At 50.6% G+C, this 26,861-nt stretch carries 17 protein-coding genes; 11 read left to right on the top strand and 6 right to left on the bottom strand.

Annotated elements, in window-relative coordinates:
• The first annotated feature begins 8 nt into the window (after positions 1-8).
• The 3 genes from BUC02_RS05615 (at position 9) to BUC02_RS16135 (ending at position 3,510) form a co-directional block, all read left to right on the top strand.
• Positions 9-806, top strand: a complete 798-nt coding sequence (locus BUC02_RS05615; RefSeq protein WP_073057652.1) for an LOG family protein — start codon at positions 9-11, stop codon at positions 804-806.
• A 95-nt stretch (positions 807-901) separates the two neighbouring features.
• On the top strand, positions 902-2,002 hold the full coding sequence (locus tag BUC02_RS05610) for a protein kinase domain-containing protein (protein WP_073057622.1): 1,101 nt from the start codon (positions 902-904) through the stop codon (positions 2,000-2,002).
• Positions 2,003-2,049: 47 nt separating this feature from the next.
• Positions 2,050-3,510 carry a hypothetical protein gene (locus BUC02_RS16135; RefSeq protein ID WP_175549809.1) on the top strand — a complete coding sequence of 487 codons (1,461 nt, stop codon included), beginning with the start codon at positions 2,050-2,052 and terminating at the stop codon, positions 3,508-3,510.
• Between the two features lie 102 nt (positions 3,511-3,612).
• On the opposite strand, the gene BUC02_RS05600 is transcribed toward BUC02_RS16135, so the two are convergent.
• Positions 3,613-5,967, bottom strand: coding sequence for an Ig-like domain-containing protein (locus BUC02_RS05600; protein WP_073319735.1), 2,355 nt, complete (start codon positions 5,965-5,967; stop codon positions 3,613-3,615).
• A 325-nt stretch (positions 5,968-6,292) separates the two neighbouring features.
• On the opposite strand from BUC02_RS05600, the gene BUC02_RS05595 reads away from it, so the two are divergent.
• From BUC02_RS05595 to BUC02_RS05585, 3 genes are read left to right on the top strand one after another with little or no spacing between them, the layout of a single operon-like run.
• Positions 6,293-7,102: a TIGR02147 family protein gene (locus tag BUC02_RS05595; protein ID WP_254794115.1), complete on the top strand. Its 810-nt coding sequence runs from the start codon at positions 6,293-6,295 to the stop codon at positions 7,100-7,102.
• Positions 7,102-8,304 carry a carboxypeptidase-like regulatory domain-containing protein gene (locus tag BUC02_RS05590; RefSeq protein ID WP_073319728.1) on the top strand — a complete coding sequence of 401 codons (1,203 nt, stop codon included), beginning with the start codon at positions 7,102-7,104 and terminating at the stop codon, positions 8,302-8,304. The genes BUC02_RS05595 and BUC02_RS05590 overlap by 1 nt, the downstream gene beginning before the upstream one ends.
• 26 nt (positions 8,305-8,330) lie before the next feature.
• A complete protein-coding gene (locus BUC02_RS05585) occupies positions 8,331-10,223 on the top strand; it encodes a glycoside hydrolase family 5 protein (RefSeq protein WP_073319725.1) in 1,893 nt (630 codons plus the stop codon).
• Between the two features lie 69 nt (positions 10,224-10,292).
• On the opposite strand, the gene BUC02_RS05580 is transcribed toward BUC02_RS05585, so the two are convergent.
• Together BUC02_RS05580 and BUC02_RS05575 are read right to left on the bottom strand one after the other, a co-directional pair.
• On the bottom strand, positions 10,293-11,477 hold the full coding sequence (locus BUC02_RS05580; RefSeq protein ID WP_254794114.1) for a hypothetical protein: 1,185 nt from the start codon (positions 11,475-11,477) through the stop codon (positions 10,293-10,295).
• 62 nt (positions 11,478-11,539) lie between these two features.
• Complete coding sequence (locus tag BUC02_RS05575) at positions 11,540-12,388, bottom strand: TIGR02147 family protein (protein ID WP_073319719.1); 849 nt, start codon at positions 12,386-12,388, stop codon at positions 11,540-11,542.
• Between the two features lie 179 nt (positions 12,389-12,567).
• Here BUC02_RS05575 and BUC02_RS05570 point away from each other — a divergent pair, with 179 nt between their 5' ends.
• The 4 genes from BUC02_RS05570 to BUC02_RS05550 all read left to right on the top strand — a co-directional run bounded on the left by BUC02_RS05570 (position 12,568) and on the right by BUC02_RS05550 (position 18,841).
• Positions 12,568-14,214: a glycosyl hydrolase gene (locus tag BUC02_RS05570; protein WP_073319717.1), complete on the top strand. Its 1,647-nt coding sequence runs from the start codon at positions 12,568-12,570 to the stop codon at positions 14,212-14,214.
• 164 nt (positions 14,215-14,378) lie between these two features.
• Positions 14,379-15,686 carry an SGNH/GDSL hydrolase family protein gene (locus tag BUC02_RS05565; protein WP_083564407.1) on the top strand — a complete coding sequence of 436 codons (1,308 nt, stop codon included), beginning with the start codon at positions 14,379-14,381 and terminating at the stop codon, positions 15,684-15,686.
• Positions 15,687-15,863: 177 nt separating this feature from the next.
• Complete coding sequence (locus tag BUC02_RS05560; protein WP_073319863.1) at positions 15,864-17,777, top strand: formylglycine-generating enzyme family protein; 1,914 nt, start codon at positions 15,864-15,866, stop codon at positions 17,775-17,777.
• Positions 17,777-18,841 carry a histidine phosphatase family protein gene (locus tag BUC02_RS05550; RefSeq protein ID WP_083564406.1) on the top strand — a complete coding sequence of 355 codons (1,065 nt, stop codon included), beginning with the start codon at positions 17,777-17,779 and terminating at the stop codon, positions 18,839-18,841. Before BUC02_RS05560 ends, BUC02_RS05550 begins: the two co-directional genes overlap by 1 nt.
• A 3-nt stretch (positions 18,842-18,844) precedes the next feature.
• On the opposite strand, the gene BUC02_RS05545 is transcribed toward BUC02_RS05550, so the two are convergent.
• The gene (locus tag BUC02_RS05545) at positions 18,845-20,599 is read right to left on the bottom strand and encodes an Ig-like domain-containing protein (RefSeq protein ID WP_073319705.1); all 1,755 of its coding nucleotides are present in this window, start codon (positions 20,597-20,599) and stop codon (positions 18,845-18,847) included.
• A gap of 211 nt (positions 20,600-20,810) precedes the next feature.
• Here BUC02_RS05545 and BUC02_RS05540 point away from each other — a divergent pair, with 211 nt between their 5' ends.
• Positions 20,811-21,869, top strand: coding sequence for a hypothetical protein (locus BUC02_RS05540; RefSeq protein WP_139261030.1), 1,059 nt, complete (start codon positions 20,811-20,813; stop codon positions 21,867-21,869).
• A gap of 34 nt (positions 21,870-21,903) precedes the next feature.
• Here BUC02_RS05540 and BUC02_RS05535 read toward each other — a convergent pair whose 3' ends face one another.
• Together BUC02_RS05535 and BUC02_RS05530 are read right to left on the bottom strand one after the other, a co-directional pair.
• Positions 21,904-25,152: a type ISP restriction/modification enzyme gene (locus tag BUC02_RS05535; RefSeq protein ID WP_073319699.1), complete on the bottom strand. Its 3,249-nt coding sequence runs from the start codon at positions 25,150-25,152 to the stop codon at positions 21,904-21,906.
• A 365-nt stretch (positions 25,153-25,517) separates the two neighbouring features.
• Complete coding sequence (locus BUC02_RS05530) at positions 25,518-26,825, bottom strand: hypothetical protein (RefSeq protein WP_139261029.1); 1,308 nt, start codon at positions 26,823-26,825, stop codon at positions 25,518-25,520.
• Positions 26,826-26,861 lie beyond the last annotated feature (36 nt).

Below are 26,861 nucleotides of genomic sequence, written 5' to 3'. Positions count from 1 at the left end.
AGTTTACCATGGCAACGAAAAAGGCAATCAAACTGACCCCCGGCAAAATGATTTACCACAATCTGGAATTTATCGATAGCGATGTCGGACGCCCGATCAGAATTCTTTCCGAATTCATGGGTCCTTACCAGATTTTTGCACAAGAAGGTATCAAGAACACCATCGTGTTCTTCGGTTCCGCCCGCATACTCCCCATGGCCGAACTCAAGAAACGCCAAAAGAGCTGCAAGAACAAGACCGAACTTGCGCGACTCAAACGACTGGAAGCCGTCGCCGAATACTATGACGCCGCACGCGAACTGGGCGCAAAACTCGGCCGCTGGGCAAACAAGCAACACGACCACGGTTTTGCGGTGATGACCGGTGGCGGTCCGGGCATTATGGAAGCGGGCAACCGTGGCGCAAACGACGTAGGAACCTCTTCGATCGGCTTAAACATCAAGCTTCCCTTTGAGCAGCACCCGAACCCCTACATCGATGACGATCTGAACCTGCAATTCCGTTACTTCTTTATCCGTAAGTACTGGTTCATGAAGATGGCAAGAGCACTCGTCGTATTCCCGGGAGGCTTCGGAACGCTCGACGAAATGTTTGAACTCCTGACGCTGATTCAGACTAAAAAATACGGCGACAAGATGCCCGTCGTGATTTACGGCAGCAAATACTGGAACAAAGTCATCAACTGGAACTACATCGCCGACACAGGAATGATCGACAAGGAAGACCTCAAGTTGTTCCATTTCTGCGACACCGTTGAAGATGCTTACAATGTCATTACGACGGCACTCGAAAAAACGATGGAATAAGAATATTTCAGAATTCGGAATTCGGATTTCAGATTTATTTAAAATATCAACTCTGAATTCTGAACTCTGAATTCCGAAATAGCTATCTTTGGGGCATGATTCGAAACATTCTGGCAGAAACTTTAGATCGAGTATCTAGAAATTTGGCTCTCCGCCCGAACTACACCATGGAAGAATACCAGCGGTGGTTCGACCAGAATCCCGAATACATGCACAACGGTGCCATGCAGCACATTCAGCTGATAGAGCCCCTGACACTCGAAGGCACCAACAACCTTTATCGCGCCCAGTACTGGCTGGAACACCCGAACGACCCCAGCCGCTACGTGGAACAAGAAATTGTCGTCAAGATTTGCAAGTTCTGGGCAAGCCCCGGCAAGAACAGGCTCCACCGCCTGAACAGCCTCTTGAGCGCGTTCCAAGATGAAATCCGCATCAACAACCTGATTCACGCCACCAATATCGAAGGCGTGGTCCAGAGCATGGGCGGCGGCATTGCCGGCAGACACCCTTACCTCAAGATGGAGTTTATTAAGGGTTGCTCTCTGGATAGGCTATTCAAGAAAGAACTAAGTGACGACGAAATTTTGCACCGAGTCGCCCAACTCGCCTACCTGGCCAACACGATTAGCCAGCTGCATTACTACCAGGTAGTGCACAAGGATTTAAAGCCCAAGAACCTGCTCCTGTGCCAGAATCCGCAGCACAAGAACAACCACAAAATTCTGGTTTGCGACTTCGGCTACGCCCAGGCGAAAATGCGCGACACCATCACCGAATACGGTGGTCAAATGACGCCTTGCTACAGCGCGCCCGAACAGGCAATCATGGGCGAAAACCTGTCGGCATCGGTGGACTACTTCAGTTTCGGCATCATTGTGCACGAATACCTGACTGGCGAAAAACTGTTCCCGCACGCCATGGATATTTTTATTGAAGACGGCTACCGCATTACCGACCGTTACCTGGAATACCTGAAGACCGGCCGCGAGAACCGCTTTAGCGATCCGAGGTTTCCAGAACTTGCGCAGTGGATTGACAACCTCACCATTTTCGACAGCTTTGAACGCATGCAGAGCTGCCCGAACTTGTTTGATATTGCTCACAAATTGCGCGAACGTGTAAACGCCCAAGGCTACCGCGACGTGAACACGGACTTCTTGTGGAATCAGCTGCGCGAATACAACCGCTTTTAAGAAAAATAAAATTTTCATTTTCATATTCATTAGTATATATTCAAGATATGAATAAGTCCTCTATCTCGAATATTACTGCTCTTTTGAAGAAAATTAAGCCAATCCATTACTTGGTGGTTTTGGCAATTATAGGCATCGGCATTTTTAACGCCGTCACCGGAATCATGCCGCAAATCAAGCAAAGCCGCTACGAAAAGGGAATCGAAAAATCCTTTGACAAGTGGTGGGAAGAAGAGGGCGCAAACCAGTTCAAAATCGTCGGAATCGAACCGACCGAAAAAGTCCGTCAAGAAGAATTCGAACAATTCCGCAACAGGGCCTTTGCCTTGAAGCCGTCTTACATTGTCGAAGACCGCATCGAAATCATGAAAAAGGATTTCCGCGAGTGGTGGGAAATCAGGGGCGGCAAAGAAGAATTTATAGCAAAGCACAACCGCTACCCGGGCGAATCAGACTTTAGAAGCGAACTTGCCGAATGGATCGACAACTACACCGACAAATTCGCCCGCTACAACATGGCGTTTGTCCCCAAGAAAGAACAGTACGACCGACTGCTCACCAGCTGGATTCTGTTCCCGAGCGCGTGGAGCTACATTCTGTTCGCGGTACTTTTCATGTTTACGCTTATACGTTTGGAAAAGCGTTGGCAATGGTTTATTCTGTGGGGCTGCATTGTCGGCTGGACGCTCGCCGGAGGCATTCTAGTAAGTCTCATGACTAGCACCAGCTTCTTTGACCACTACAGCGGAGAACGCTACATGGGCATGAGCCTGACGATAGCATTCCTGCTTGGAGCCACGGCATTCGCCCCGCGCAAGGATTTGACTTCGCAGACGATTTCAGCCGTTTGTATTACCGGACTCTTGCTCGACATGGCGGTCAACTGGTTTGTCAATCCGAATATTTTCGGCGCCGTCACCGTACTTTCGCCGATTGCCTTTGGCGCAGGCGCATTTGCCGGATTAAAAATCGAAACCCGCCGCAAGACCCGTTATGAACTCAAGCAAGAGGCTTTGCAAGAAAGAGCTCGTCGCATTGAAAAGCGCAACCCCATGGCCGAAATGAAGGCCAAGACGCGGACCATGATTCAGTCGGGCATTGAAAACGCCAAGGGCGGTCGCCCCGAACAGGCTTTCAGCCTACTCACGCAATCGATGGTCCAACTCTTGCAGGAACACCCTGTCGACAAGGCTACAGTACTTTCTCTGGCCGACAGCATGAACAAACTCTACATCGAAATCTCGAGCAACCAGTGGCTTGAATGGGGCGAAATCGCCAAGGCGAAAAACGCGCCCGAAGCGGCAATCATGCTTTTGAAGAAAGGACTTTCGCTCGAGAAAGACAAGAACTTCGCAAGGCGCGCCCTCTATATTTTGGGCGAGACTTGCGTCACGAATAAGATCGAGCTGGAAGATGGAATCAAGCGCTTGCAGAAAGTAATTGAAATGAATTCGACCGACATTCTTGCAAAGCAGGCGCAAAGAATCTTGGACAACGTCCAAAAGTAATTCGCCGAGCGAAGGCAATAGGCAGGAAGCCTATTGTTGGAGCGAAGGACGAACAACGACTTACTAATCCTTTTGGAGTTCTCTCTTTTCGTTGTTCGTATATTATTGTATATAGCGGCGCTTGACGGCGCCATTCTTTGTATATTCCACCACCATCACATGCGCAGCAGGCATCTTGGCAGGCTTCTGATTGCCCGAGAATAGCGGGCGGCCTTGCAAGTCGAAGATGCGGTAGAAGGCCGTTTCTACCTCGTTGCCGAGATTCATGCGCTGGGCAATTGCGGTCGTGCTACTGCTAGATCCTTCGACTTCGCTCAGGATGACACTGGAGGAAGATTCTGCAACGCTCGACGAAGATTCTACACTCGACGACGATTCCGCGACTTCGGACGAAGACGATTCGGACTCAACCGTTCCCTCGACCGTAAAGGTGACGTATTCCGACATCCAGGTGAGCCCGGAGTTGTCCGTCACGACAGCAACGGCAGAATGCATACCCGGAGCAAGGCCCTCGGCATTTACCTGGTAAGGCGACGCCGTCGCAGAACCGACTAAAGTCGTTCCGACATAAAAATCAACTTTCTTGACAGAGCCGTCGTTATCCTTGGCGGTGGCACTCAAGGTGACAGCCTTGCCGGCATCGAACTTGGCCCCTGCAGAAGGTGCTGTCATAGAAACACTTGCCGCCTTGTTGCTCTGGCCAAAGCCCTGGTTGTATTCGGGCATCTTGCCGTAGCGGCCTCCCACACCTGCTAGGCTCGGGATTTCTTTCGGGAGATTTGCAACGGTGCGTTTTTCGAAACTGTAGCTCGGGTTGAAAGTTTGCGCCTGCGGAACACCCTGCGTCACCGTACCGTTGTAGCGGTGCTGCTGTTTGGTTCCGCTCCCGAACGTGACTCCGCTAAAGTAAACGTAGCCGTTGTCGCCCCATTCGGCGAGGTAACCGTTGCCGTTATCGATATAGCTATTCTCGTAGCGTACGTAGGCCTTCGCGCTTGCACTATGGCCGTTTGCACCCGCCACAAAGAATCGGTTGTAGTCCACATACTGGTTGTACAAATGCACCTGCGAGCCGTTGTTTTCGCCCGTCACCTTCGGCACGCGGCCATAAGTATTGTGCCAGTAGTTATTTGCATAAGTCAGGTGGGCATCTTCGACAAGTGCCATGTAAGGATCGGTTCCCCAGCAGTTGAAATCGTTTGCGCCGTCAAAATCCAGGTAACTGATGGTGGCGTCGTCCACGAATTCCATGTCCATACCGTCGCTAATCCACTTGTAGCTGATGTGGTCGGCCCAGAAGCCCTTCACATGCTTCGACGCGGTGCCTACCGTTTCAAGGCCGTCACCGCCTTCGATCAAGTGCGGGTTCACGTCGTAAATGCCGAGGTTACGATAAATGTGGTTGTAGGAGCCTTCGTTACTGCGCACCACTATGGATGCGCCACGCAGGTTCGCGCCGCGACCCATGCCCACGAGACTCTTGTTCGGCTTGGTGGTAATCCAGTTGCTCCACGCCTGCAGATTGTCCGACTCCTTCACGATTTCAAGTCCGGATTCGCCGAGGCTTGCGCAACTGTTCTTTTCGAAGGCGATGCGGTAAAACTTGTTCGTCTTGCCCGTCACGCGGTTTGTCTCGCTGCAAGTCGTGCGGCACCAGGTACGCCCCTGCTTGTTCGCCTCGGTTACCGCATTGCGCATCTGCCTAAAATCGTAAGTACCTTCGGGCACAAGAATCGTCACGGCGTCATTACTCTGCAGGTACTTGCGGATGCTCGCGGAATCGCTCGCGAAAACGATATTGCCGGCAGCACCGCCCGTCGTCGAAGCGCCAAATCCTTCGGCCTTCACGTTGAACGTGAACAGCAGAACGGCCGTCGGATCCGTTTCGGCAGAAGTCCAAATCCACTTGGCCTGCGTATTTGCGGCAAAGCCGGTAAGGGCCGCCCCGCTCGGGAGCTTGTTGCTTGCGTAGTTAAGGGTTGTCGCACCGCCCCACTGGCTAAGGTCGCGGCCCTTGTTTTTCCACGAGTTGTTGCTCACTGCAGGCTTTGATTTCCAACCACTGCCGGAATAGTAAGACTTGTCCAGGTCGTCAATCTGCACCATGACGCCCGGAGCACCCTTGCCGTTCACGCCCACGACCGAAATTGCATTTTCACCGGGAAGGAACGTCATCGGCACAAAGCGCACGCGGCCCGCCTGGTTGTCCTGCGCAAGGAGCGCGCCATTGTGGTAGAGCCTGTAGCCGCCATCGGCTACGATCCAGATACCCGGACCTTCGCCCGCATTATACGTCGCGGCCACCAGCTGCGAGCCCACCTTGTCGCCGCCACCGTAAGCCACTTCAGAAGGGAGTTGAACCACTTCTGTCGCAGGGACAGCGGCATGCACCGCAGAAATTCCAAAAAGCGAGACAAAGCCCGCTAAAGCCAACCCAACATCCTTTTTTACGCCCATTTTTTCCTCTTTTTGTAATATTGCCTTTTATAATCTAATTTTGGCACTTTTGTTTTCAAAACGTTATCCACCAGGCCCATTAATATGTGTTTGGTCATTGACAACGATTGTAAAAGCTCCTTTTACGCAAAAAAATACACTCCTATCGGAGTGCTGGGTAGTTTTTTTGAAATTTAGGGTTGTCCGTAGACTACGGCCAAAAAACGCCGATATGTTTCCATTTTTAATGTATTTTATACACCATAATAATAAAATTTTACTTTACATTTGCAAATATTTATCTAACTTTAGCAACATGGACAATGTTTCCACAATTAGTGTATTTATGTATTTTGATTACCGGGATTATATCCGGGCCGTTGTGGAAGCATTGCAATCCAGAGGGCATTCCATCCGTTCCATTCAAGAAAGCGCCGGAGTCTCGGGTTCCGCCTTTTTCAACCGCATTCTAGACGGATCCCGCCCGCTTTCTGCTGCAAACGCAAAGACGCTCGCCAAAGCCTGGGGGCTTTCCGATGAAGAATCCGAATACTTTCTGACGCTAGTCCGCTTCGGCAACGAAAAGAACGTGGACGAACGCGAAAACTTGCTCAAGAAACTCCTCGCCGTACGCGCCAACAAGCAGGAATACGAGCTCCAGGATTCCGCCCTCAAGTTCTTTTCGAAGTGGTACTACCCCGTCTTGCGCGACCTGTTGCCGCTCCTCCCCGCAAACACCCCCGCCGAGAAAATCGGCCGGATGTTCACGCCCGCGCTTCGCGCCCCGCAAGTGCAAAGCGGAATCAAGTACCTAAAGGAAGCCGGATTCGTCACTCTCAACGACGACGGAACTTATCGCATCGAGCAGCCGATTATCTCAACGCCGCCCCGCGTGCGCTCCACCATTCTGCGCAAATACCATTTAAAGAACCTCGAAGTCAATAGCGAAGTTTATGACCTGTTCTCGAGTGATGACCGCAGCATCACCAGCGTAACCTGCAGCCTTTCCAAGGAAAGTTTCGAAAAGGTTCGCGAAGAAATCGCCAAGCTTCGCGAAAAGATTTTGGCCATGTCCCGCGAAGAAAAGAACCCCGACCGCGTCTGTCATGTCGGATTCCAGCTCGTGAATCGCGCCAAGGTGAAGGAGGGCAAATAATGAAGGTTATTCTCGCCCTTTCGCTTTTCGCGGCCAGCCTCGGCACCGCATTCACCGCCTGCAGCACAAGTGAAAATTCTGTCGCAAACGGTACAGGCAGCAACGCCGGCGAAACCGAAATTGCCGGCATCGTTACAGCCACCAATCACGGAATGCCCCTCAAAAACGCCGTCGCCCGTGTATGGATTTTAAACGAGGATTCCATGCTTGTCGCCTACGAAGACTCCCTTGACGACAACGGCATACTCAAGATTAACTCCGCCGCCTTGAGCGAAAAGAAGGCCCCCGTCCAGCTGCTCGAAATGCGCTCCGGCGACTCGCTTTCCATTATGCGCTGGGTCGACTTCGAACGCAGTCCGGAGCAGAATCTCGCCATCGCCCAAAGCGAAAGCCTGAAAGGCATCATCACCAATAACGGTACCGCCGTCGAAAACGCAACCGTAAGCATTCTAGACCAAACCGTCACCACGGATGTACAAGGATACTTTGAATTCAGCGGCTTGCCTGCAGGCGTGCACTACGCCTTCGTCGAAGGGTATTTCGGCAAATTCTCTTACCAAATGGAAACCGGCCTAAGCGATGGCGCCACGACAAATCACATCAACATCGCCGACAGCATTTTCACCGTTGTCGAAGACTTTGAAAATTGGAAACACAGGCAGACCTTTATCGGCAAGAGTTTTGGGCAAGGCTGGTGGTTTATTTGCACCGACTCCCTGCAAGGCGGGAACAGCCGCGTCGCCGAAGGCATCGATAGCGACAAGATTCTCGTTACCGGCGACAGCGCCAAGAGCGGAAGCAGCCTGCACCTGATTTTCAATATCGATCAGGAAACTAAAGGCCATTACGGCGTCGCAGGGTTCTCTATCGGCGACGATTTTGACGAAGACGACATGTTCGCTTTCTACGATCTGCGAAGCGCCACCGCCATTTCGTTTGACGCCAAGGGCAGCGGAAAGATTTCGTTGCAAATCACCAAGCGCGGCAACGACGGCAAACGAGACTTCCACCAGACCGCCTTCGTGACGCTCGGCGACGAATGGGAACATTTCACTTTTACCGCCGACGATTTTGACACGGAACTTATCGCCGTCAACACCATCAACATCTTGGTGACCGAAGACGCAGAGATTTTCTTGGACAACATTCGCTTTGACGGCATTTCGCCGAGCATGTGGCCAAGCCTCGGAATGCGATTCTAGAATTTTCACATATAGGAGTGTGCTTTATGAAAAAGACAAATATAGGCATAGTAGCCTTGTGCGCTCTCGCTTTTACAAGCAGCGCGTTCGCCACCATTCAACCCACGCGCGTCGGCCCCGTTAGCCAATACGGCGCTTTGCAAAGCGGCAAGAATTCCGCTGGCGAAGGCCGCATTTATGGCAGCGTGCAAGGCGTCAAGGACGGCGCCGAAGTCCAGGTTCGCGGAATGAGCCTCACTTGGAGTCAGTACTGGCCGTATGGCAGCAGCTTTTACGGAAGTTCCTTTATCGATACTCTGGTCGGCTCCTGGAACGTTGAACTCGTCCGCTCTGCCATGGGCGTCGTTCCGCCTTGGGGACACGGAAGCTACATGACCCGCCCCGAATATTTCGAATCGCAAATGGACACCGTGGTTCAAGCCGCTATTCAAAACGACATTTACGTTTTGATTGACTGGCACAGCGAAGGCGGTTACTACAACTGCATCCATAAGGGAACAAAGCCAAAGTACGAATTTAACGACAACAAGACCTGCTTTACCGCAAACGATGCCGCCGCCTTCTTCGGACGCATGGCCGAACGCTACGGCAAGTACCCGCATGTCATTTTCGAAATCTACAACGAACCCGTGAGTGAATCCTGGGCAGACCTGAAAGCCTACGCCGACACAGTCATCAGCGCTATCCGCAAACATTCGAAGAACCTGGTAATCGTCGGAACCCCGATGTGGTCTTCTATGGCAGGCGATGCCGTAGCTGCCCCCGTACAAGACGATAACGTCGCCTACACTTACCATTTCTACGCCAACCTGCATCAGACTTCTAGCCACTTGTCCAGTTCCAACAAGGCGATGGAAGCCGGCCTTAGCGTATTCGTAACGGAATGGGGCGGCATCGATGAAATCTTCACCAAGGAAGCGCATAAGACCGAACTCGAGAAATTCCTCGCATGGACCAACGAGAAGAAAATTTCTTGCGCCAAGTGGGATGTCGAAAAGCCCTTCCTCGAAAACAACGATGTTGACAACTACATCAAAGAAAACATTTTGCCCGCAAAGACCACCTACCAGAAAAATCTGAATTGGGAAACCGAAATCACCGACAAGTTGCCCAACTTGATTACATACGGCGCAGGCACCGAAATTCCGGGCAAGTGGAGCAGCACCAGCGACATTGACGACTACGGCGACGAACAGGGCGACAAGGGCAATTCCACCTTTACCGACAACTCTACCGAAACCACCGTGAAAATGGACAACATGAAGCTTGACACCGTCGGCACCGGCTTTGATTACGCCCCGTACATTCGCGCAGAATACACGTTCGACGGCGAGCCCGATTTGTCCAAGTGCAAAATGGTTAGCTACCGCTACAAAGGAGCGAACCACCAGTTTATCCTCTACTACGATTGGAACGCCAGTATCGATGTCTTTGGCGAAGGCGCCTGGGACTACCCCTTTGTCGAAATGCCGTATGCACCCGAATGGGAAACGGTCTACGTGGATTTAGGCTGGATGATGAGCAACGGCTGGCAGGCAGCACTCCCGCTGACCCCGGTTCTTTCGGCGGCGACCGCGTTCCGCTTTAATGTAACAAACGACTTTTTTGACACCTCGCTTTGGGTCGAAAACATCAAGTGCATCGAAAGCGTCGAAGGTTACACGCCTGTAAAAATTCCCACAAACACAGACGCCGTCCAAACGCAGACTGCAAAGGCAAATCACCGCATAAACACCAACGGTTTGAACATTGTCGCCACCGGCATCAAGAACGGCACGCATTACTCGCTTTCGAACATCCTCGGACAAACACTACGTTCCGGCATCGCAAACGCAAGCAGCATTAAGCTAAGCGCACCGCAGGCAGGCCGCTACATTCTCCGCCTCGGCAATTCCGTCCACCCGATTTCAATCAAGTAAGCAAAAGCCTTTCCCCGATACAAAAGGGAGCAAAAGTGCCTCGGCATTCGCCGAGGCATCTTTATTTGGTTAATCGATAATTTGAATTCCTTCGAATACGATTTCGTCTATATCGAGGCGAGAGCCTTCGGATATGAAGACGCTGAATATGCCAATCTCTGTCGAAATTTCGTCCCAAGCGACCTGGTAATTTTTGTCGTCCAGAAGCTCGTCACCGGGCCGAAGGACCAATTCCGTCCATTCGTCGTTCGCCGTCGCAATCCACAACGCCTTGTTATAGTTGTTGTTTTCAAGTTGACGGTAATGTTCAAGCGCAACGGCAAACCGACAGTCCCCGCGAACCTTCATTCGAACCGCAGAAAGCGCACTCAAATCGTAGTAACCGGAATCAAGCCCAAGATGCGTCCCGAGCATGACATAGGCCGTATCTTGGATGGTAAACTTTAACGAGAGATACTTCCCGCGAGCACCGTCATCTACAAGCGCGCCCGCAAAACCGCCGGCACTGTCAGGACTTTCAAAGGTCGCCCCCTTGTGCGGCATGTAGTACCAACCGTAATTCGGGTATTTCTTTGCCAAATTATTCAGGTTGTCGCCATCGTCGAAATCTTCGAAGACGTATTCGCGGGTAACATTTGAAATACGGATGAGCGTATCTACAGAAGCACCGGCATCAAGCGAAACATCGGCAACAGGCTGATCATCCGCAAGAAGCGTATATAGGCCCGCAGGAATATGCGAGAAGACAAACTCGCTTCCATCATTTTTTGCCCAATAGGGAGTCGCATCAAGCATCACGACACTGCGCGAAACTACAGAATCAGAGGCCGCAGCCCCGGTACGCACCGTAAGCGATACAGACGGCAAGAGTTCAATTTCGTCTGCCATGGAATCTACCGCATCGAGTTTTGACCACACCATGAGCGAGGAGTCCTCGCCGGCAATCCCTTCGACATAGCACCTTGCGTTCTGGCACTGGTCAGGTTCAGTCTCGAACTGCACCATTCCAGAATCATCCGCAGTAGCGGTTTCCAACGCAGAAACATAGGACGGGAGGAACTGCGTCACATCCTGGATATTCACGTCTTCGGACGGACTTTCCGCAGGAGTGAAATCAGCACGCTGATACAAGGTGACGCGCGCCTGCGGTATAGGCATGTGCGCCCCATCGAATGCAACGATGGCGATTCCGTTTGTCGTCTCGCTCGTGGCTCCCGCAGTTTCGGGCCCACTGTCGGAACAGCCCGAAAACATCGTCAGAATTAGGCCGAGCGCGAAATAAAATAATTTTTGGATCCTAAACACCTGGAGCATTTTTACCGTTCTTCCTTTTTCATCATCGGGAACAACTGAAAATTTAATTGATAAACGCTATCGCATATTTGCGCGGGCATCGCATTGACCACATTTACGATGGATTTTCGCGTTTCGGCAAGAATATCGCGGATTTTTTGGATTTGATTCGAGTCAAGCGCCATGGTAAGCGTACTGATATCGCGCTTTTCCTTCGGGGTATTGGCAATCGAATCGCGCGCCAATTCCGCGATACAGCCCTGGTAGTCGCTAATGGTGGCACTCAGCCAATGTTCCTGCGTACGGAGGTGCGCCTCGGTGGGTTCCACGCGGCCATCCTTGCGTTGACGGGCAAGCCCCAACTGTAACAGCGCCTCAACGGCTTTCTCAACCTGAGAGGCGGTGAGTTTCGGAATGCATGCCTCGGCGAGTGCTGCAGCATCTTGCGGACCACGATAATCAAAGACATCGAGCGCCGAACGGATCATCGGGTAGTACCACTGCTGAAAATAGCGGTAGCGAGCCTCGTCTAGCTCACGGCAGACGGCCGGGCGCATTTTCTGAAGCATCTCAAAATGCTTGCGGACATCTTCGTCGGTCTTTGCCTTGCCGTAAGCGACCATCTCGCGGAAGTATTCCGCCTTCGCCTCCTTGAAACGGAAAAATTCAACGAACGGTTCAATGCCTTTAGAAGACACATGGCGCTTTCCCTGTAAAATTTTTACAAGAAGACTTGCGTCAACGTCCACAGCAGCGGCAAAAACCCGATAGCTGAAGGTCGGATCAAGCGACTTTTCGAGTTCGTAAAAATCCTGCAGAAATTTACGGTAGTCGGTGTAGTCGTATATGTTGATTTTATTTCTTGCGAACATGGTTGGCCAGCCCCAATAATATAGATTCTATTATTGAAATATTCAATTTTTTTCAATCAATTTTTATCAAAATTTTAAAGACATGTTGACATTTTTGTCCACACACAGCCGAAAAAAAACTTACTGAAACTCTTTCATGAACATAAATTTAAGGCACAATGGTGTATCAAGGAGTTACTATGTTTAAAAGGAAATTGTCCGTCATTCTTGCGGCAACCCTCGCAACCACAGCCTTCGCAGCCAAATACGAAGCTGAATCGGCAACCCTCAGCGGAGGCGCCTCCCCAGGCGCCGATAATTCCGCTTCGGGTTCAAAATTTGTCAACATGAACGAGGGGACTATCACATTCCCGAACGTATCTGTCGAAAACGCCGGCAAATACGAACTCGCCATCACTTATAGGGCCGATAACCCCAAGAACAACCTCATTAAGGTAAACGGCTCCACTTCACAAACCCTGGCGTTCCCCGCAACCACAAGCTGGAGCAAGGCGATTGCCATCGTCACCCTCAAAAAGGGAAACAATTCCATCGCCATCGACAAGGACTGGGGCTGGATCAGCGTGGACTACATCGATATTACGCCCTACACACCCGCACCCTTCAGCATCTCCCCCAAGCCGGTGACCCCAAACCCCACAGAAGGGCTCGTCAAGCTCTACGCATTCCTGGTGGAGAACTTCGAAAAAAAGACCATCAGTGGCATCATGACGGGCGACTTGGGCAGCCATACCTTGGGAGACGACTTCCGTAAACAGGACGACGTGGAGGAAATTTACAAGCGGAGCGGCAAGTACCCGGCACTTGTAGGTGTAGACTTCCTGTTTGCCTCGGGGCCAAACGCCAAATCCTCCTGGAACATGGAATACACAACGAAGGCGATAGACATTGCGAAGGGTGTCTGGAAAGCCGGAGGAATCCCGAACTTCACCTGGCACTGGAAAGACCCCCTCGACAAGGATGACGCATTCTACACCCCGGGGGCAAGCAACGGGACCACAACAAACTTCAATTTCGCAGACGCCTTTGTAGCCGGGACCACCGAATGGAATACCGAAAGCGCAGCCTACAAGGGAATCATTAACGACGTCGATTTCATCGCGGACTTTTTCCTCGACCTTCAAAAGGATGGAGTTGCCGGAATCTTCCGCCCACTCCACGAAGCAGGTGGCACCTGGTTCTGGTGGAGCATCAATTCCGGCAAGCAGTTCGCGGCACTATACCGGCTCGTCTATGACCGCATGGTAAATGTCAAGGGGGTCCGCAACATGGTTTGGGTTTACAACCCCTCCACCGACGACGTGAACGGCTGGGACCCGGGCGACAGCTACTACGACGTGCTCGGCATAGACATCTACAACAGATCAGGCGACAACTCCAGCAACGCGGCAAGCTTTGACGGCCTCAAGGCAAAGAACAAGGGCAAAAAGATACTCGCCCTCACCGAGAACGGACCCATCCCCGACGTAGCCAAGATGCACGAGGACGTCTCGGTATGGAGCTGGTGGATGCCCTGGTACCACACATGGAACAGCAAATTCATCGACCAGACTCCCGACGCTGTATGGAAGAGCAACATGGATGACGAACGTGTTATTTCGCTCGAGGACATGCCCGGCTGGGACAAATACAAGCCCAACCAGGATACCTCTACGACGCGTCTTGCAAAGGTATCGCCATTCTACGGTCCTGCAACAACAATCGGCATCTTTGACATGAACGGCCACTATGTGGGACTCACTACGCAGGGACTTCCGCAGGGGCGCTACATCGTGCGTCAAAAAATCCAGGGACGCAGATTGAACGCGGTATACATCAAAAAGTAGTTATTGAGTCGGTTTCAACGAATTTTAAAGGCGACGCGAAAAAAATGAATACACAACGGGGGTTGGAGTTTATTTTTAGAGCGTCGCTTATTTGAATTGGAGTGTTTATGGGTTGTTTTACTTTAAAAATAGCGAACACAACCGCAGCTTTTTTGTTATGCGGAATGTGCGCCTCTTACGGGATTACCCCGAATAAGTTGGTTTCTGGCGATTTGCCGGCTCATACAGGAGCCACAACGACAGATTACCTGACGGACGGTTACTTGACCAACTGGAAGAGTAGCAGCGCCAAGGAAATCGCGTTGAACGTGGGCGAAGGCCCCAAAAAGCTCTTGATCAACTGGGAATCGTTCGGCGATTGTGCTTGGGCGACCGATTTCACGAGCGGTTGCGGGCATAGCGGCGTCGCACTTTCGAATTTCAAGATTTTGACCTCCGCAAATTCCACTGACGGTACCGACGGAGACTGGGAAGTGGCCGCCACCATCCAGAACAACCCCGTAATGGCACGCGGTGTAACTATTGACTTTGCGGGCAAATCCTGGTTCAAGTTCGCAAGCGAAGGCGACGTGGGCCAGATTCTTGAAATTGAAGCCTTTGACATGAGCAATGGCGGCACCGACACTTGGTTCTTTATGGGCACGAGCATCAGCCAGATGGGAATCAAGCAGCAGGATACCGATTCCACCACAGCGCAGCTCATTCATGCAAGATTCCCCGAATACACGCCCGCCATGTTGCGCGGAGGCATCGGCTGCATCAACAGCACCGAGGTCGTCGAGCACTTGGGCGAATACCTGGAGTACGCAGGTAACGTGAAGTTCTGGGCAATCGAAATGGGCACGAACGACGCCTGGGGCGGTGGCGATTGGAACCTGAACACTTACGTGAGCAACATGCAGACGATTATCGACTCTGCAAAGGCTCACGGAATCACGCCCGTGATTGCACGGATTATAGCAACCGATTCCGCCAAGGCAGGTTGGCAGATCAATCCGGCATTTTTGAAGGCCGTAGACAAACTTGTCGAAGACAACAATCTGCCTGCAGGCCCCGATTTTTACGCCTACTTCAAAGAGCATCCGGAACAACTCGCCAGCGACGGTGTTCACCCGAATGGCGAAACGAAGGGTGGGCAAGCCATGCACCACTTGTGGGCCGAAGCGCTCGCTCCCTTGTACGCTGCAGGCGATACCGCAACCACAAAGCCAGACTCCACCACGGCTTTAAAAGTTGCAAGCAAGTTTGTCGCACCTCGAATTTACGCACAAGGCAAGAACATCGTCGTCGAGGGCAATTCCCATAACGCAACCTCCGTCACCCTTGTTTCTGCGACAGGGCAAATTGTTTCCCAAAAGGCTCTCTTGCAGAATTACGGACAAGTGCGATTCGAAAACCTTCCGACGGGCCAGTACATAGCCATCATCCGAGGCCAAAACGCAGTCCAGACAAGTACCGTACAGGTAAAGTAAAAACACAAATCTTCTTAAACCAAACAAAGAGGCTCTCCGAACGGAGTGCTTCTTTTTTAAAGCGCAGACATAGGTGTTGACATATTTGTCCACAGTAAAAGAATAAATACAGTCTTTTCCTTTTAGTTTAAGTTTATATTAGAACCGGTTAAGGATGTAGACTCGATGGGGGTGCGTATGCACAAGTTTTCCTCGGGTGTTATAGCGGTTACCATTATCGCTGGGATGTTTGGAGGTTGCTCGGAATCGCCCGAAAGTGGGTTAACTCCCCCCGCCGAGGGCGATTCCCCAGCAACGACTCTTCCGGATTCGTCAAACGCTGATTCTCTTCAGGAAATCAGCTCCGAAACCGCTTTCAGCGCAGGCGATACCCATTCTTCGAGCGGACTCACTGCAACAAGTTCATCGGACGTCTTTTTTGTTAGCTCCTCCTCGTCTGGTGAACTTGTAGCCTCTCCAAGTTCTTCAAGCGAAACCGGATTTTCATATATTGCACCCGCAAATTTTACCGATACCGTAAACGGTGTCTTATTTGACATGGTTCATGTTCCGGGAGGTTCGTACACACGCGGGTGCGACAACTGCGCCGAACAAGACAAAATTTACGAGACTCCCGCGCACAAGGTAACCGTCAGCGACTACTTTATCGCCAAAACCGAAGTCACGGTCAGCCAATGGAACGCCGTCATGGGCGGCAAGAAAAACGCATGGGAATCAGAAAACGCCCCCAAAATAGGAGTAAGCTGGTTTGATGCGAACAATTTTGCTTGTAAATTAGGGCAATTGACAGGCAGGCAATACCGCCTGCTCACCGATGCCGAATGGGAATTTGCTGCTCGCGGAGGTAAGGATGGGATTGCCGACAGCTTCAAATTCTCAGGAGGCAACGCCATTGATGATGTCGCCTGGTACTCCGAAAACAGCGGCGGCAAGGCACACGATGTCGCCACCAAAAAGCCTAACAAGCTCGGGCTTTACGACATGAGTGGCAATTCCTGGGAATGGGTGTATGACTGGCTCGTGGGCTATACCGCAGGCGACAAAGTCAACCCGGTACAACTCACGGGGTCTGGCAACAAGACGCGACGTGGCGGCAGTTACGGCGAACCTGCCGAATTCGCTCGGGTGAGCCGCCGGGCCATCCGTAGCCGCGATGGCGCCGCCGACATGGGATTTAGGCTAGGGGCCTCTACCGAACTTCCGCCGGGAATGATTAGCGCCTGCGAAGCGGCGAACCCGAGCGACGCGGTTTGTGCCGGAGACAAAAACCGCGACTGCCGCCTCATTACCGCAGCCGACGAAGCCTGGATCAGCGATGACTACACCGTTGTCATCGGCGAAGACGGAATTGCAGCCGTTTCAGGATTCCCGAACGTTTCTGGACAATGGTACACGCTCAACAACCGCAGCTTTAACGTGGTCACCAAAACCGGGACCAAGACGTTCGCCTACTACGTATTCAGTCAAGATGAGCTCACCATGATCAGTGACGACGGCATTCCCTACCGACTGTACCGCCGTGCTGCAAGCGAAGCTAAGAACAAGGTAAGCCTTACGACCGTAAGCAACCCGAAAACATTGGAACAGTTAATCGCCGCTGTTGAGCCCGAGCGCCTCGTGACAGACGAACAGCTCGCCCACCCCGACACAAGCGTGCGCGACCCGCGTATTGCTGCCGCAAGTGGATACACCTGGTTCTTTGACGGGCGCTGTTGCGGAGGCAACCATAAGTACCGTTTCCACCTCGACAAGAATGGCGACGCCGAATTCGTAGTCATGGATTACGACGATACACACCACGAGAATATTCTCGCAAAAGGCCGCTGGTTCACTGTGGGTAACATCGGGCTACACATCGTGCTGAACGGGAAATACTTCAACTACCTCTACACCGCTGGCGAACGCACCATGAGCTACAGCGAATATATGCCCGCAGGCCCCATTTTCTGTCACATTTCATTCCAAAGTTATGAACGAGGCGACTTCCGCATATTCAACAAGACCCTTTACGATGACAAAATCAAACGTCCCCGCGGCTTCAACGGAGAAAACCCCGTTTACGAACCAGGAGATTATCAGTGGGGGTCATAATGCGCACGTACATTTTCATCTTTGCCACAGCATGTATTGCAGCACTCACGGCATGCAACGACAAAGTATCTAACCCCGATATTGAATCAAGCTCGTCCGACAAAGCCTCCAATCACTCCTGGATACCCGTGCAGTCGTCCGAGCAAGATTCCCCGGAATGGTCGTCCTCGGCAATGCCTTCTCTGGCAATGTCATCCTCGACCATTCCGGCATACTCTTCTAGCGAGTATCTTCTGCTCGCCCTATCATCCTCAGCAGAACTGCAAGTCGGCAGTTCCTCCTCGATTGAGGAATCTTCTTCGTCTGCAATCATGGATACCTCTCCGGAAATCGTCTTGGACAAAGACGGATTCGCCACGGTCGCCGACGTCTACAAAAGCCTCGCCCCCGACGAAAAGGCCGTTTTTATCATCCGCCATTCCGAACGTGAAGACGACGTGGCTTTGGAAACTGAACTCACCGCAAACGGAATCCAGATGGCGCGGGATCTAGGAGCAACCCTCAAGAGCGAAGAAGAATTCTCGTACGTCACTTCGGGATTCGTGCGCACGAACGAAACCGCAAACCAAATCTCAAAAGGACGCGGCGAAGCGACGTCCCCGAAACTCATCACGAATTACGACATTACCGGCAATTGGTTCTTGAAAATTTCGGCCGACTCTCTCGCAAAGCAAGCGACCGCGCTCGGTCTAAAAGGCAGTTCAATAGAACTGATGGCACGCTGGGCATACGAAGGCGGATACCCGGAAACATTTTACGAAATGGAGCCCCGCGCACAAGAATTCATGCAAGCGGTCATCCTGAAAAATTTATCCAAGTGGAAACGCATCACCATCATGGTATCGCACGACATCTTTGTGATGCCACTCGCCGTTTTCGGTTCGCAGAAAAAGGTCGCCCTCAAGTATCACGAGGATTACCATTGGATTAACTTCATCGCGGGGCTAGCCGTTATTGCCGATGCGCAAAACAACCTGCGCTATATTCCTGTAAAAGGCGCCGATTCCGGCGTCATAGACTATCTGGCCCTCTACATGGCCGAGCATAAGATTTACACCAAATAGAACCTAGAACATTACCCTGTAGGGAATCTGCCTGTCGAAGCGGCGTCCCTTCAGGTCGCGGTATTCCTTATGCGTAGCCCCGCGCATGTCGGCAGGGCGTGCACGACGGAAATCCCGTATCACGGTTGTCGAATCCGTCGCCGTAGAATCACCCGCGACAACAGATGACGAGTCCTGCGGCTGCACAGTCGAAGTATCTGCGCCGGCGGATTTTTCCACCAGCACCTCGACGCGGCCCGTATATTCGGTATTGTCGTTACCCTTCACGGTGTACTTGAACGAGGCAAGCCCGCTGAAATTCGCCCTAGGCGCAAACCTTGCCGTATAGCCGTCACCCGCAAGTTCCACTGTCCCATTCTCCGCAGCCGACACGCTGTAGGTCGGCGATACATCCTTGAACCCGCGCGTAATCGTGCGCAGGTCAAAATCGAGGGACTTCCCGCCCGCAGCCGTCGCATGCATGGCGCCCAGCCAGTTGATATACTTCTCGATGCGCACGTAGCCGTCGCTTTCCTTGGTCATCGCGTCATCTTTTGACTTGTCATAACCCATCGCCTCTTCGAAGTAATCCGGCATGCCGTCCTTGTCGGAATCGGTCGCGGCCTTCCCCGCAATCACCTCGCCCCAGCCGTTGTTGGTTTTGATTCCCATGGCACCAACGCTTTTCACCAAGGCTCCTTCTTTCCCAAGTGTCCCCACCTGGTGCCATATCAGGGAATCAATGTCGTCGTACGGGAGCACGCCGCTCTGCGACGTCACGTAGCGCCAAGCGCTTGCCGCACTTAGCATCGGGCCCGATGTCGTAAGTTCGCTCCAGGGTTTTGCAAGTTCCTCGCCCACGCCCTGGTAATAGTAAATGTTCGAAGGCTCGCCGTTCAGTTTTCCGTCGCGGTCCGTATCGATCATGTTGCCGCTTGCGTAGATACTCTGGTTCTTGTCTACCTGGAACCACGGGTTACTCCCCTTCGGGCCATAGACAAAGTAATTGTTCACGATATCGTGATTGAAGTGCGTGCTCGTATGTGTCGTGTAGCCCGCCTCGAAGTTGTAGAGGATGTTGTTCACGAACACGTCGTTAATCTTGTCAAGCGGGTTTCGGTTGTGCGTATTCACGAAGGCGTTGTAGTACCACGCCCAGGTTCCGTCCACCGATTCGATATGCGCACCGAACTGCTGCCCGATGGGGTTTGCAATCAGCGAGTTCTGCACCGTTATTCCCGTCACGCGATAGGAGGCATTGTCCGAGGAGCCGCCGAAATTATTCCACGGAGCAAGTTCCACCGAGCAGTGGTCCACAATCACGTTCTTAGAATCGTAAAGGTTGAGCGCATCATCCTTCTCGGACGCGGTATTTTCGCCCGGACGGATTCGCAAATAGCGGATGATGATATTGCTCTGCTTGCCCGTGCTGAGTTTACCGCCATGAATGGCAATTCCCTCGCCCGGCGCCGTCTGCCCCGCGATGGTAATGTTACTCTTGATAGAAACAGCCGTCTTGATGTTGATAATTCCACCCACGTCAAAAACCACAATGCGGTTGCCCTGGCTCACCGCGTCGCGGAAAGAGCCCGCGCCGTCATCGTTCAGGTTCGTCACGTGATAAACGCTGCCGCCACGACCACCCGTAACCTGCGCGCCAAAACCGAGCGCCTCCGGGAAAGCCAGCGGCTCGGCACCCGCCCCGATAAAACCAAACACTGCTAGGCAAAGCGCCGAAACCGGCAATCCCTTACACAAACCAAAGCCCATATTTCCCATACCTTTTCTAGGCAGGATTCCGAACCACCGGAATCCGCCGTACATAAATATATACTAAAAGTTCCTGAAACGGGCCCGCAAAAGCGCATTAACGTTGTCTACGGACTACGGCGGCATACCCGGAAACCATTCCATCTCTGCATTCTTGCACCTTGTCAGGCAATTTGCGAAACAGCGATCTGTGCAGCCCCTATTTTGTTATTTTTCCGATATGCACAAGAAAATCGCCATATTTTCAGCGGCCGCAATCGCCGCCACCATCCTCGGGGCCTGTGATGCCAACGGGGACCTCATCATCGTAGATGATGAAGGCCGCATTTTGGGAATGGACCCGGTCTACAACTACTGCGAAGACCACACCTGCCTCCCCGCAGCCGAAATGGTGCACCGTCCAACGACACTCCAGATTTCGTTCACCGCAACAGACTCCATCACAAACGTGCACCTGGAAACGCTCGATTGCAAGCTACTCGAGAACGAGAGCGCGGATTCGGTACACCCCGCATGCGTCACGAAAATCAAGGTGGGTGACAGCGATTCCATTAGAAACATGCCGCCTTTCGATTACTACAACAGGCATTACAATTATGGCATGAGCATCGACCCCGACGGCGACAACCACTTACGATTCACCCTCGTCGACATAAAAGGCGAAGAGAAAAAGTTTGACATAGACCTTAATTTGTATGCAAAGATGTACCATAAGGTTTCTGCCGGCGACCACGATACGGCCTACTTCTCGTTCCCCGAGGGGCTTGACTCGCTAGAGGGCTACACGCTCGACACGAACTTCGACAGGTCGCAACTGCCAAGTGGCACCGAGTTCGAGACCATCGAGAAATGTTCTATCGCAAGCTATGAATACGACTACGATCTCGATACCACCTACAAATGCGTCTCATGCCCCGAATGGATGGACGATTCTACCCGGCGCGAGGCCCTCAAGAAAAACGACTGTCCTTTCTACATGGCCGAATCACCCGAAAAATGCAACGGAGACACGCTCTACGTCCTCCCCAGAAGATGGGAGCATAAGGATATAGGCTGCCTGCACTTCACGGCGACCGACCTACCCCAAGACGTCGCCATCGCCGACATGTTCTCGAGTTCGCGCATCAAGAACAACTACGAAGCCGACAAAGCCTACCGCGCCTCAGACCCAAGATTCTTTAACATCTGGCAAGCAACGTTCCGTCTCGGGAACCAGGGCTCGTTCAAGACCGACAGCCTGGTCATCACCGTGCACGCTCCGTACAGTTACGGCGAATAGAAAAGGAACCGCACCCTTTTTTGATAAGACGAATTTATCCCGCAATTTCATCAAGAGTCTGCATCAACTTGTGAGTTTCGATAAGGATGGCGATGATTTTGCGGTAATGCGAGATGTCGTCGAAGGTAAGGGTACGGTTTTTGCGGTCCTTGAGCCACTTTTGGGCGGGTTGGTAGCCGCCGATGTAGAAATTCCAGGCTAGTTCAGGAACTTTGCCGAAATATTGCTGCTTGTTAATAAAAACTTTGCCGTAGTTGTCATCCCCGACTTGGTCGGGGATCTCCCTTTCAAAACGAATCTCGCTTACGGCATTGTCGCCTTCGATGTCGAAGGAGGTTGCCTGCGGTGGAATTTCTTCCATCAGGTGCAATTTGCGGAGCTTGTTGCCGATGGAAACAATGCGTTCGAATTCTTCCTTGTTTTCGGGATAAGGAATTCGCGGGAAATCAATTTTCAGAAATTCCCTATATTTTTCACGATAGGACGGAGTATGGAGAACACCGTAGATGTAATCGAATACTTGTTCTGGAGTTGTAATATGCGAATTGTCATTCTGAGCGTAGTTCCCTGAGCTTGCCGAAGGGAACGGAGTCGAAGAATCTAGGCATGCGTCGATCTTGCGCCAAATAGTTTCATCTAGATTGGGCTTGCGAGTCTCGCCGAGTTGTTCTTCACCATCTGTTGGGTAAAGGTAGAGCGGGAAGAATCTGCAATTATCAAAAGAAGAAATACCATCTTTGTCGACAATAGTATTCGTAATAAAATAATTATTAATCATGCTGCGACGGGTATTCCGAACCGCAAGTAAAGCTATATTCTTTTTTAATAAATGTTGAGATTCCGGCATTCTGGGTCTTGCCATAAGACCGCTCGACTTTCCCGTAAAATAACACCACCGCCAATCAAATGGATGATACAGAACCTTTGCATACGAACCACCACTTTTGACATCATCTATAGCCCACGTTAATTTCCAGGCCACTCCATCATCCCCAATTTTTAAGAGATTTCGGACTATATCAGCATTCTCAACCGATTTCATCATTGTAATAATGTTTTCGACATCTTTTCTTTCAAATTGATATACAAAATCATCTCGTTTTGTTTGAATTCCTGAATTACACACACTCATCAATTCATCAACTTTAAAACCGTTCTCATAATCTTTCTGTATAGAAAAATCTTTGGGTACAAAGAAAAATTGCGGAGATTGTGGAAACACTTCTTTCCAAAGAATATCGCTAAATGATGTTTTTGCGAGAAAAGCGTATTTTTCAAAACGTTTACCGAAGAGTTCGTAATGGTAAACGCGGGCTAGTGATCCTTCGACTTCGCCCTTACGGGCTTCGCTCAGGATGACACTCTGTTTTTTCTTAACAAAAATGTTAATGCTTACGCCTTGCATGATGTCAAAAACATTTTCGTCTTTGCCACCATCAGGCGTGGTTTCTTTTTTCCTTGTATTTCCATGTAAATCAAGAATGTAAATTTCATCAAATGTTTCCATTAACGCTTTGCGCATTTGACGATGCGTTATTCCGTCAATAAAACTATTGTTTGAAATATATGCAAGAACTCCTTCGCCATTTTTTTCTACATAATAATGTCCGAGACGAATAAATTTGATATAATCGTCATCTAGATTTATCTTTCTTTCGTTCAGATTTTTCTTATAATCTTCCAATAGGGTTTGAATCCACGCACCCTTATTGCTGCTACTCACGCTATACGGTGGATTGCCAATCATCACCATCACAGGCGTATCGCGTTTGACAAGGTTCGCCTCGTTCGCTTCTTGTGCAAGCCATTGTGCAAACAGCGTTCCCGTGTCATGGTCACATTCTTCGAGAGAATTGGTAAGGAATATGCGAAGTCGTTTGTCCTGTCTTGCCTTGTAGCCTGTCTGCGCTAACACCATGTCCAATTTCAAATGCGCAACGGCGTATGGAGCCATCATGAATTCAAAGCCATTCAAGCGCGGGAGCAGGTGTTCTTCCACATAGTTTTGCCAAGCACCTTTCTGGTTCTCCATTCCAGAATATATCTTGCGGACCACTTCGGCAAGGAATGTTCCCGTTCCGGTTGCAGGATCGAGAATTTGGACTTTATGGTATTCTCGCGTTTCGTATTTCTTGTGGTCTTTGGTGCGATTGTCCGTATATAGATTCGAAGTCTGCCGAATCGTCACCTTACTCGTGTCAGCGAGACCATCGCTCAAACCAAAGCGCGTTTTCAGAATTTCATCGACAGCATTGACGATAAAATGAACAACAGGTTCGGGCGTGTAATAAACACCGCAGGCCTTTTTCTGCTTGGGGTCGTAATAGCGCAGAAAATCTTCGTAGAAGTGAATCATCGGATCGGCTTGCCCCGTAGCCTTTCCAAAATTCTTCATAACCTTCGGCATGTCCGTCACCCGGAATGTTTCTGCCAGGTCATCTACAATCCATGCGATGCTGGTATCTACATCGAATGCGGCAACATTCTGGAAAACTTTGCGCAAGAACGGATTTGTCTTGGGAATGAGCGTGGCCGCTTCTTCTCGACTGAAAGTGTCGGGAGTATCGTCGTGCAATCTCGCGGCAAACATTCCATAGCAAATTGTCTGTGCGTAAATATCGGCAAATTGACGTTCCGTCAAATCGTGAATCAACACCTTCTGGAAAGATTTCCATTGCCCCGCCAGTTCGCCTGCCTTTTCGCTATCGGTTTCGAGAGTCTTTTCAATCACTTCGGCAAGGAGGCGCGCCTTGGCCGCCATCATTTGCGCCAGCTTCGTAGAACTCGTAATCTTCTGTGGCGTTGATTCTGCAATGTGCGCCACCATTTCCAAAAACATCGGGACATTGGCATCAATCAGCGCAATCTTATTTCCTTTGATTTCCGCAATACGAATGCTATTGATGAATTCGCCGTTTTCATAAAGATGAAAATCAAGGTAATCCGTGAAAAGGATATGGTCTAGCGAGTTCTTGTAGCGGTTGAACTGTTCCTTGTGCTGACGGTTGCCATCCAGGTCACTATCGCCAATGTCTTTAGCTTCTACGAAGGCAACAGGAATGGATGTTGCTGCTTTCCCTTTCGCGATAATGTAGTCCGGAGCTCCGCACTGGATGCGGCTCGGTTCGTTAGTGATGGTGAATTTGGGAAGCAAGTCGCTAAGGAGTTTCGCGAGTGCTGGGCGGTAGCTGTGCTCTGTCGCCTTGCCCGTAGAAAACTGCTTGGAAACCTCGTCGATGTACTGTGCGACGGCTTGAATCTTGCTCTTGTCCAAATCGGCCATGGCGGCTCCAGCGTTGCGAGATCCGCCCTACTTGACTTACGATTAACCCAATAAAAAAGGGCGCGAAGTTGCCTGCAAGCTACTGTGTTTCGAGGCTCTAGCAAAGCCCAACTTACCAATAACTGCAAACAACCCACGCCCCAATTGGGACGTGAGCAGTCTGCCCTATTCTCGTAAGTTGTGAAACTGCTAGATTTCGAAACAGAGATTAGAGCAAATACTCAAAAATTCCGGTCGCTCCGAACCATTCGGTACGGGGCTATTTATCGTGCAATATAGATTATTGGAATGGCAAATATTGCAAAAACCGACCCTAAGGGGCCGGTTAACGCAAATATAAGGCTTAGCCGAAACAGCCCTACGGGCTACAAGAGACTTTTTATTTCTTCGACAACCTGATTGGGTTCAGAATCGATGTTCACAAACCGGATATTCCGTCTTTGGATCTCAGCCGCATCGCATTTAGATTCCACACCGGCACGGCAAATCGCTATATCCCTATAAGGAATGTATATGGGAATAACTTCACCATTCGCAAACAGCGGCCTTGCTTCTAGGAACATCTTTAACTGAGGAAGATATCCCTTTAAGTACTCAAATATCCGCTCGTGACGCTCTATTTCCCATGAGTCACCGTTTGATTTCATTTCAATAGCCATCTTTTCGGCATCTTGGCAAACAGAAACTATTGTTTTAGAGACAGGCTCCGCCGAAGCGTCAAACAGATTGTAAACTTTCGACTCGCATACGACACCAGGCAAGCCCAAATAGCACTGAACCGCATTTATATGTTCTGCCTTCGGAAGTTTCTTGAGTAGATTATACCAGCCCTTCGCATTGTCATATTCAGAGAACTTTTGATAAAGGCAGAACTTGTATAGGGCATAGTTATCGCGAATGAACTTGGAATAATAACCACCCGTAGCCATTATGATATCCATCGGATGGAGCGGAATATTTTCGCGCATGGCGACACCCACCCGCGATTCACTTTCTAATGAACAATGTCCATAGACACGTTGCATTTCTGACCAGTCCAAATAGCACTTGACATCGCCACGTTCAAGAGCCAAATCCTCAATATAAGGCCCACACGATATGAAGAACGTTTCCTCCGTATAGTAGCGTTCACAAAGACGCATGAGAATCCCTTTTAGGGACTCGAATGTCACCGATTGTCTTTTGGCTAGGAGTTCCTGAACATAAACCCACAGATAGTTTACATTTTCTTCGATATCAATGTATTCTTCCTTATCCCAAATCGCCTTGGCCTGGTGGTAAAAAGCCTTTTCTTCGGGCAACATGGCACTTTCAGGCGTGTGAGGCAAGGATATAGGGACTTTGTCTTTTACAAGACTTTTCCTTATCTTGTATACCCGGTCATCCATTATCGCGAGCAAATCACGATAGGCCTTATGGGCTTTTTTGAATTTTGGGGTTGCCTTTTTCCAAAAAGTATTTTCAAATTCTACTTGTTCTTCTGCGGAGAGTCTATCTGTATAAGGAATTCCGTGTAAATCTATAATTTCATATGTAAACCCTCTTACATTCCGCAAATATTCGTATAGCGCATCTGTTTTAACCTTAAGTTCAGAGTCATTTTGAACAAGTTCATCAACAACTTTTTGTCCATCATTAAAGTTTCGCTCCATATAATCGATGCGTTCTTCCATCGTCAAAACGAATCGACACAAATCAATGATACAATC

Origin of the sequence: Fibrobacter sp. UWOV1 (genome assembly GCF_900142495.1) — a bacterium.
Classification (GTDB): Bacteria; Fibrobacterota; Fibrobacteria; order Fibrobacterales; family Fibrobacteraceae; genus Fibrobacter.
Note: the sequence above shows the minus strand (reverse complement) of the source record. Positions and strands in the feature narration are given on the sequence as shown.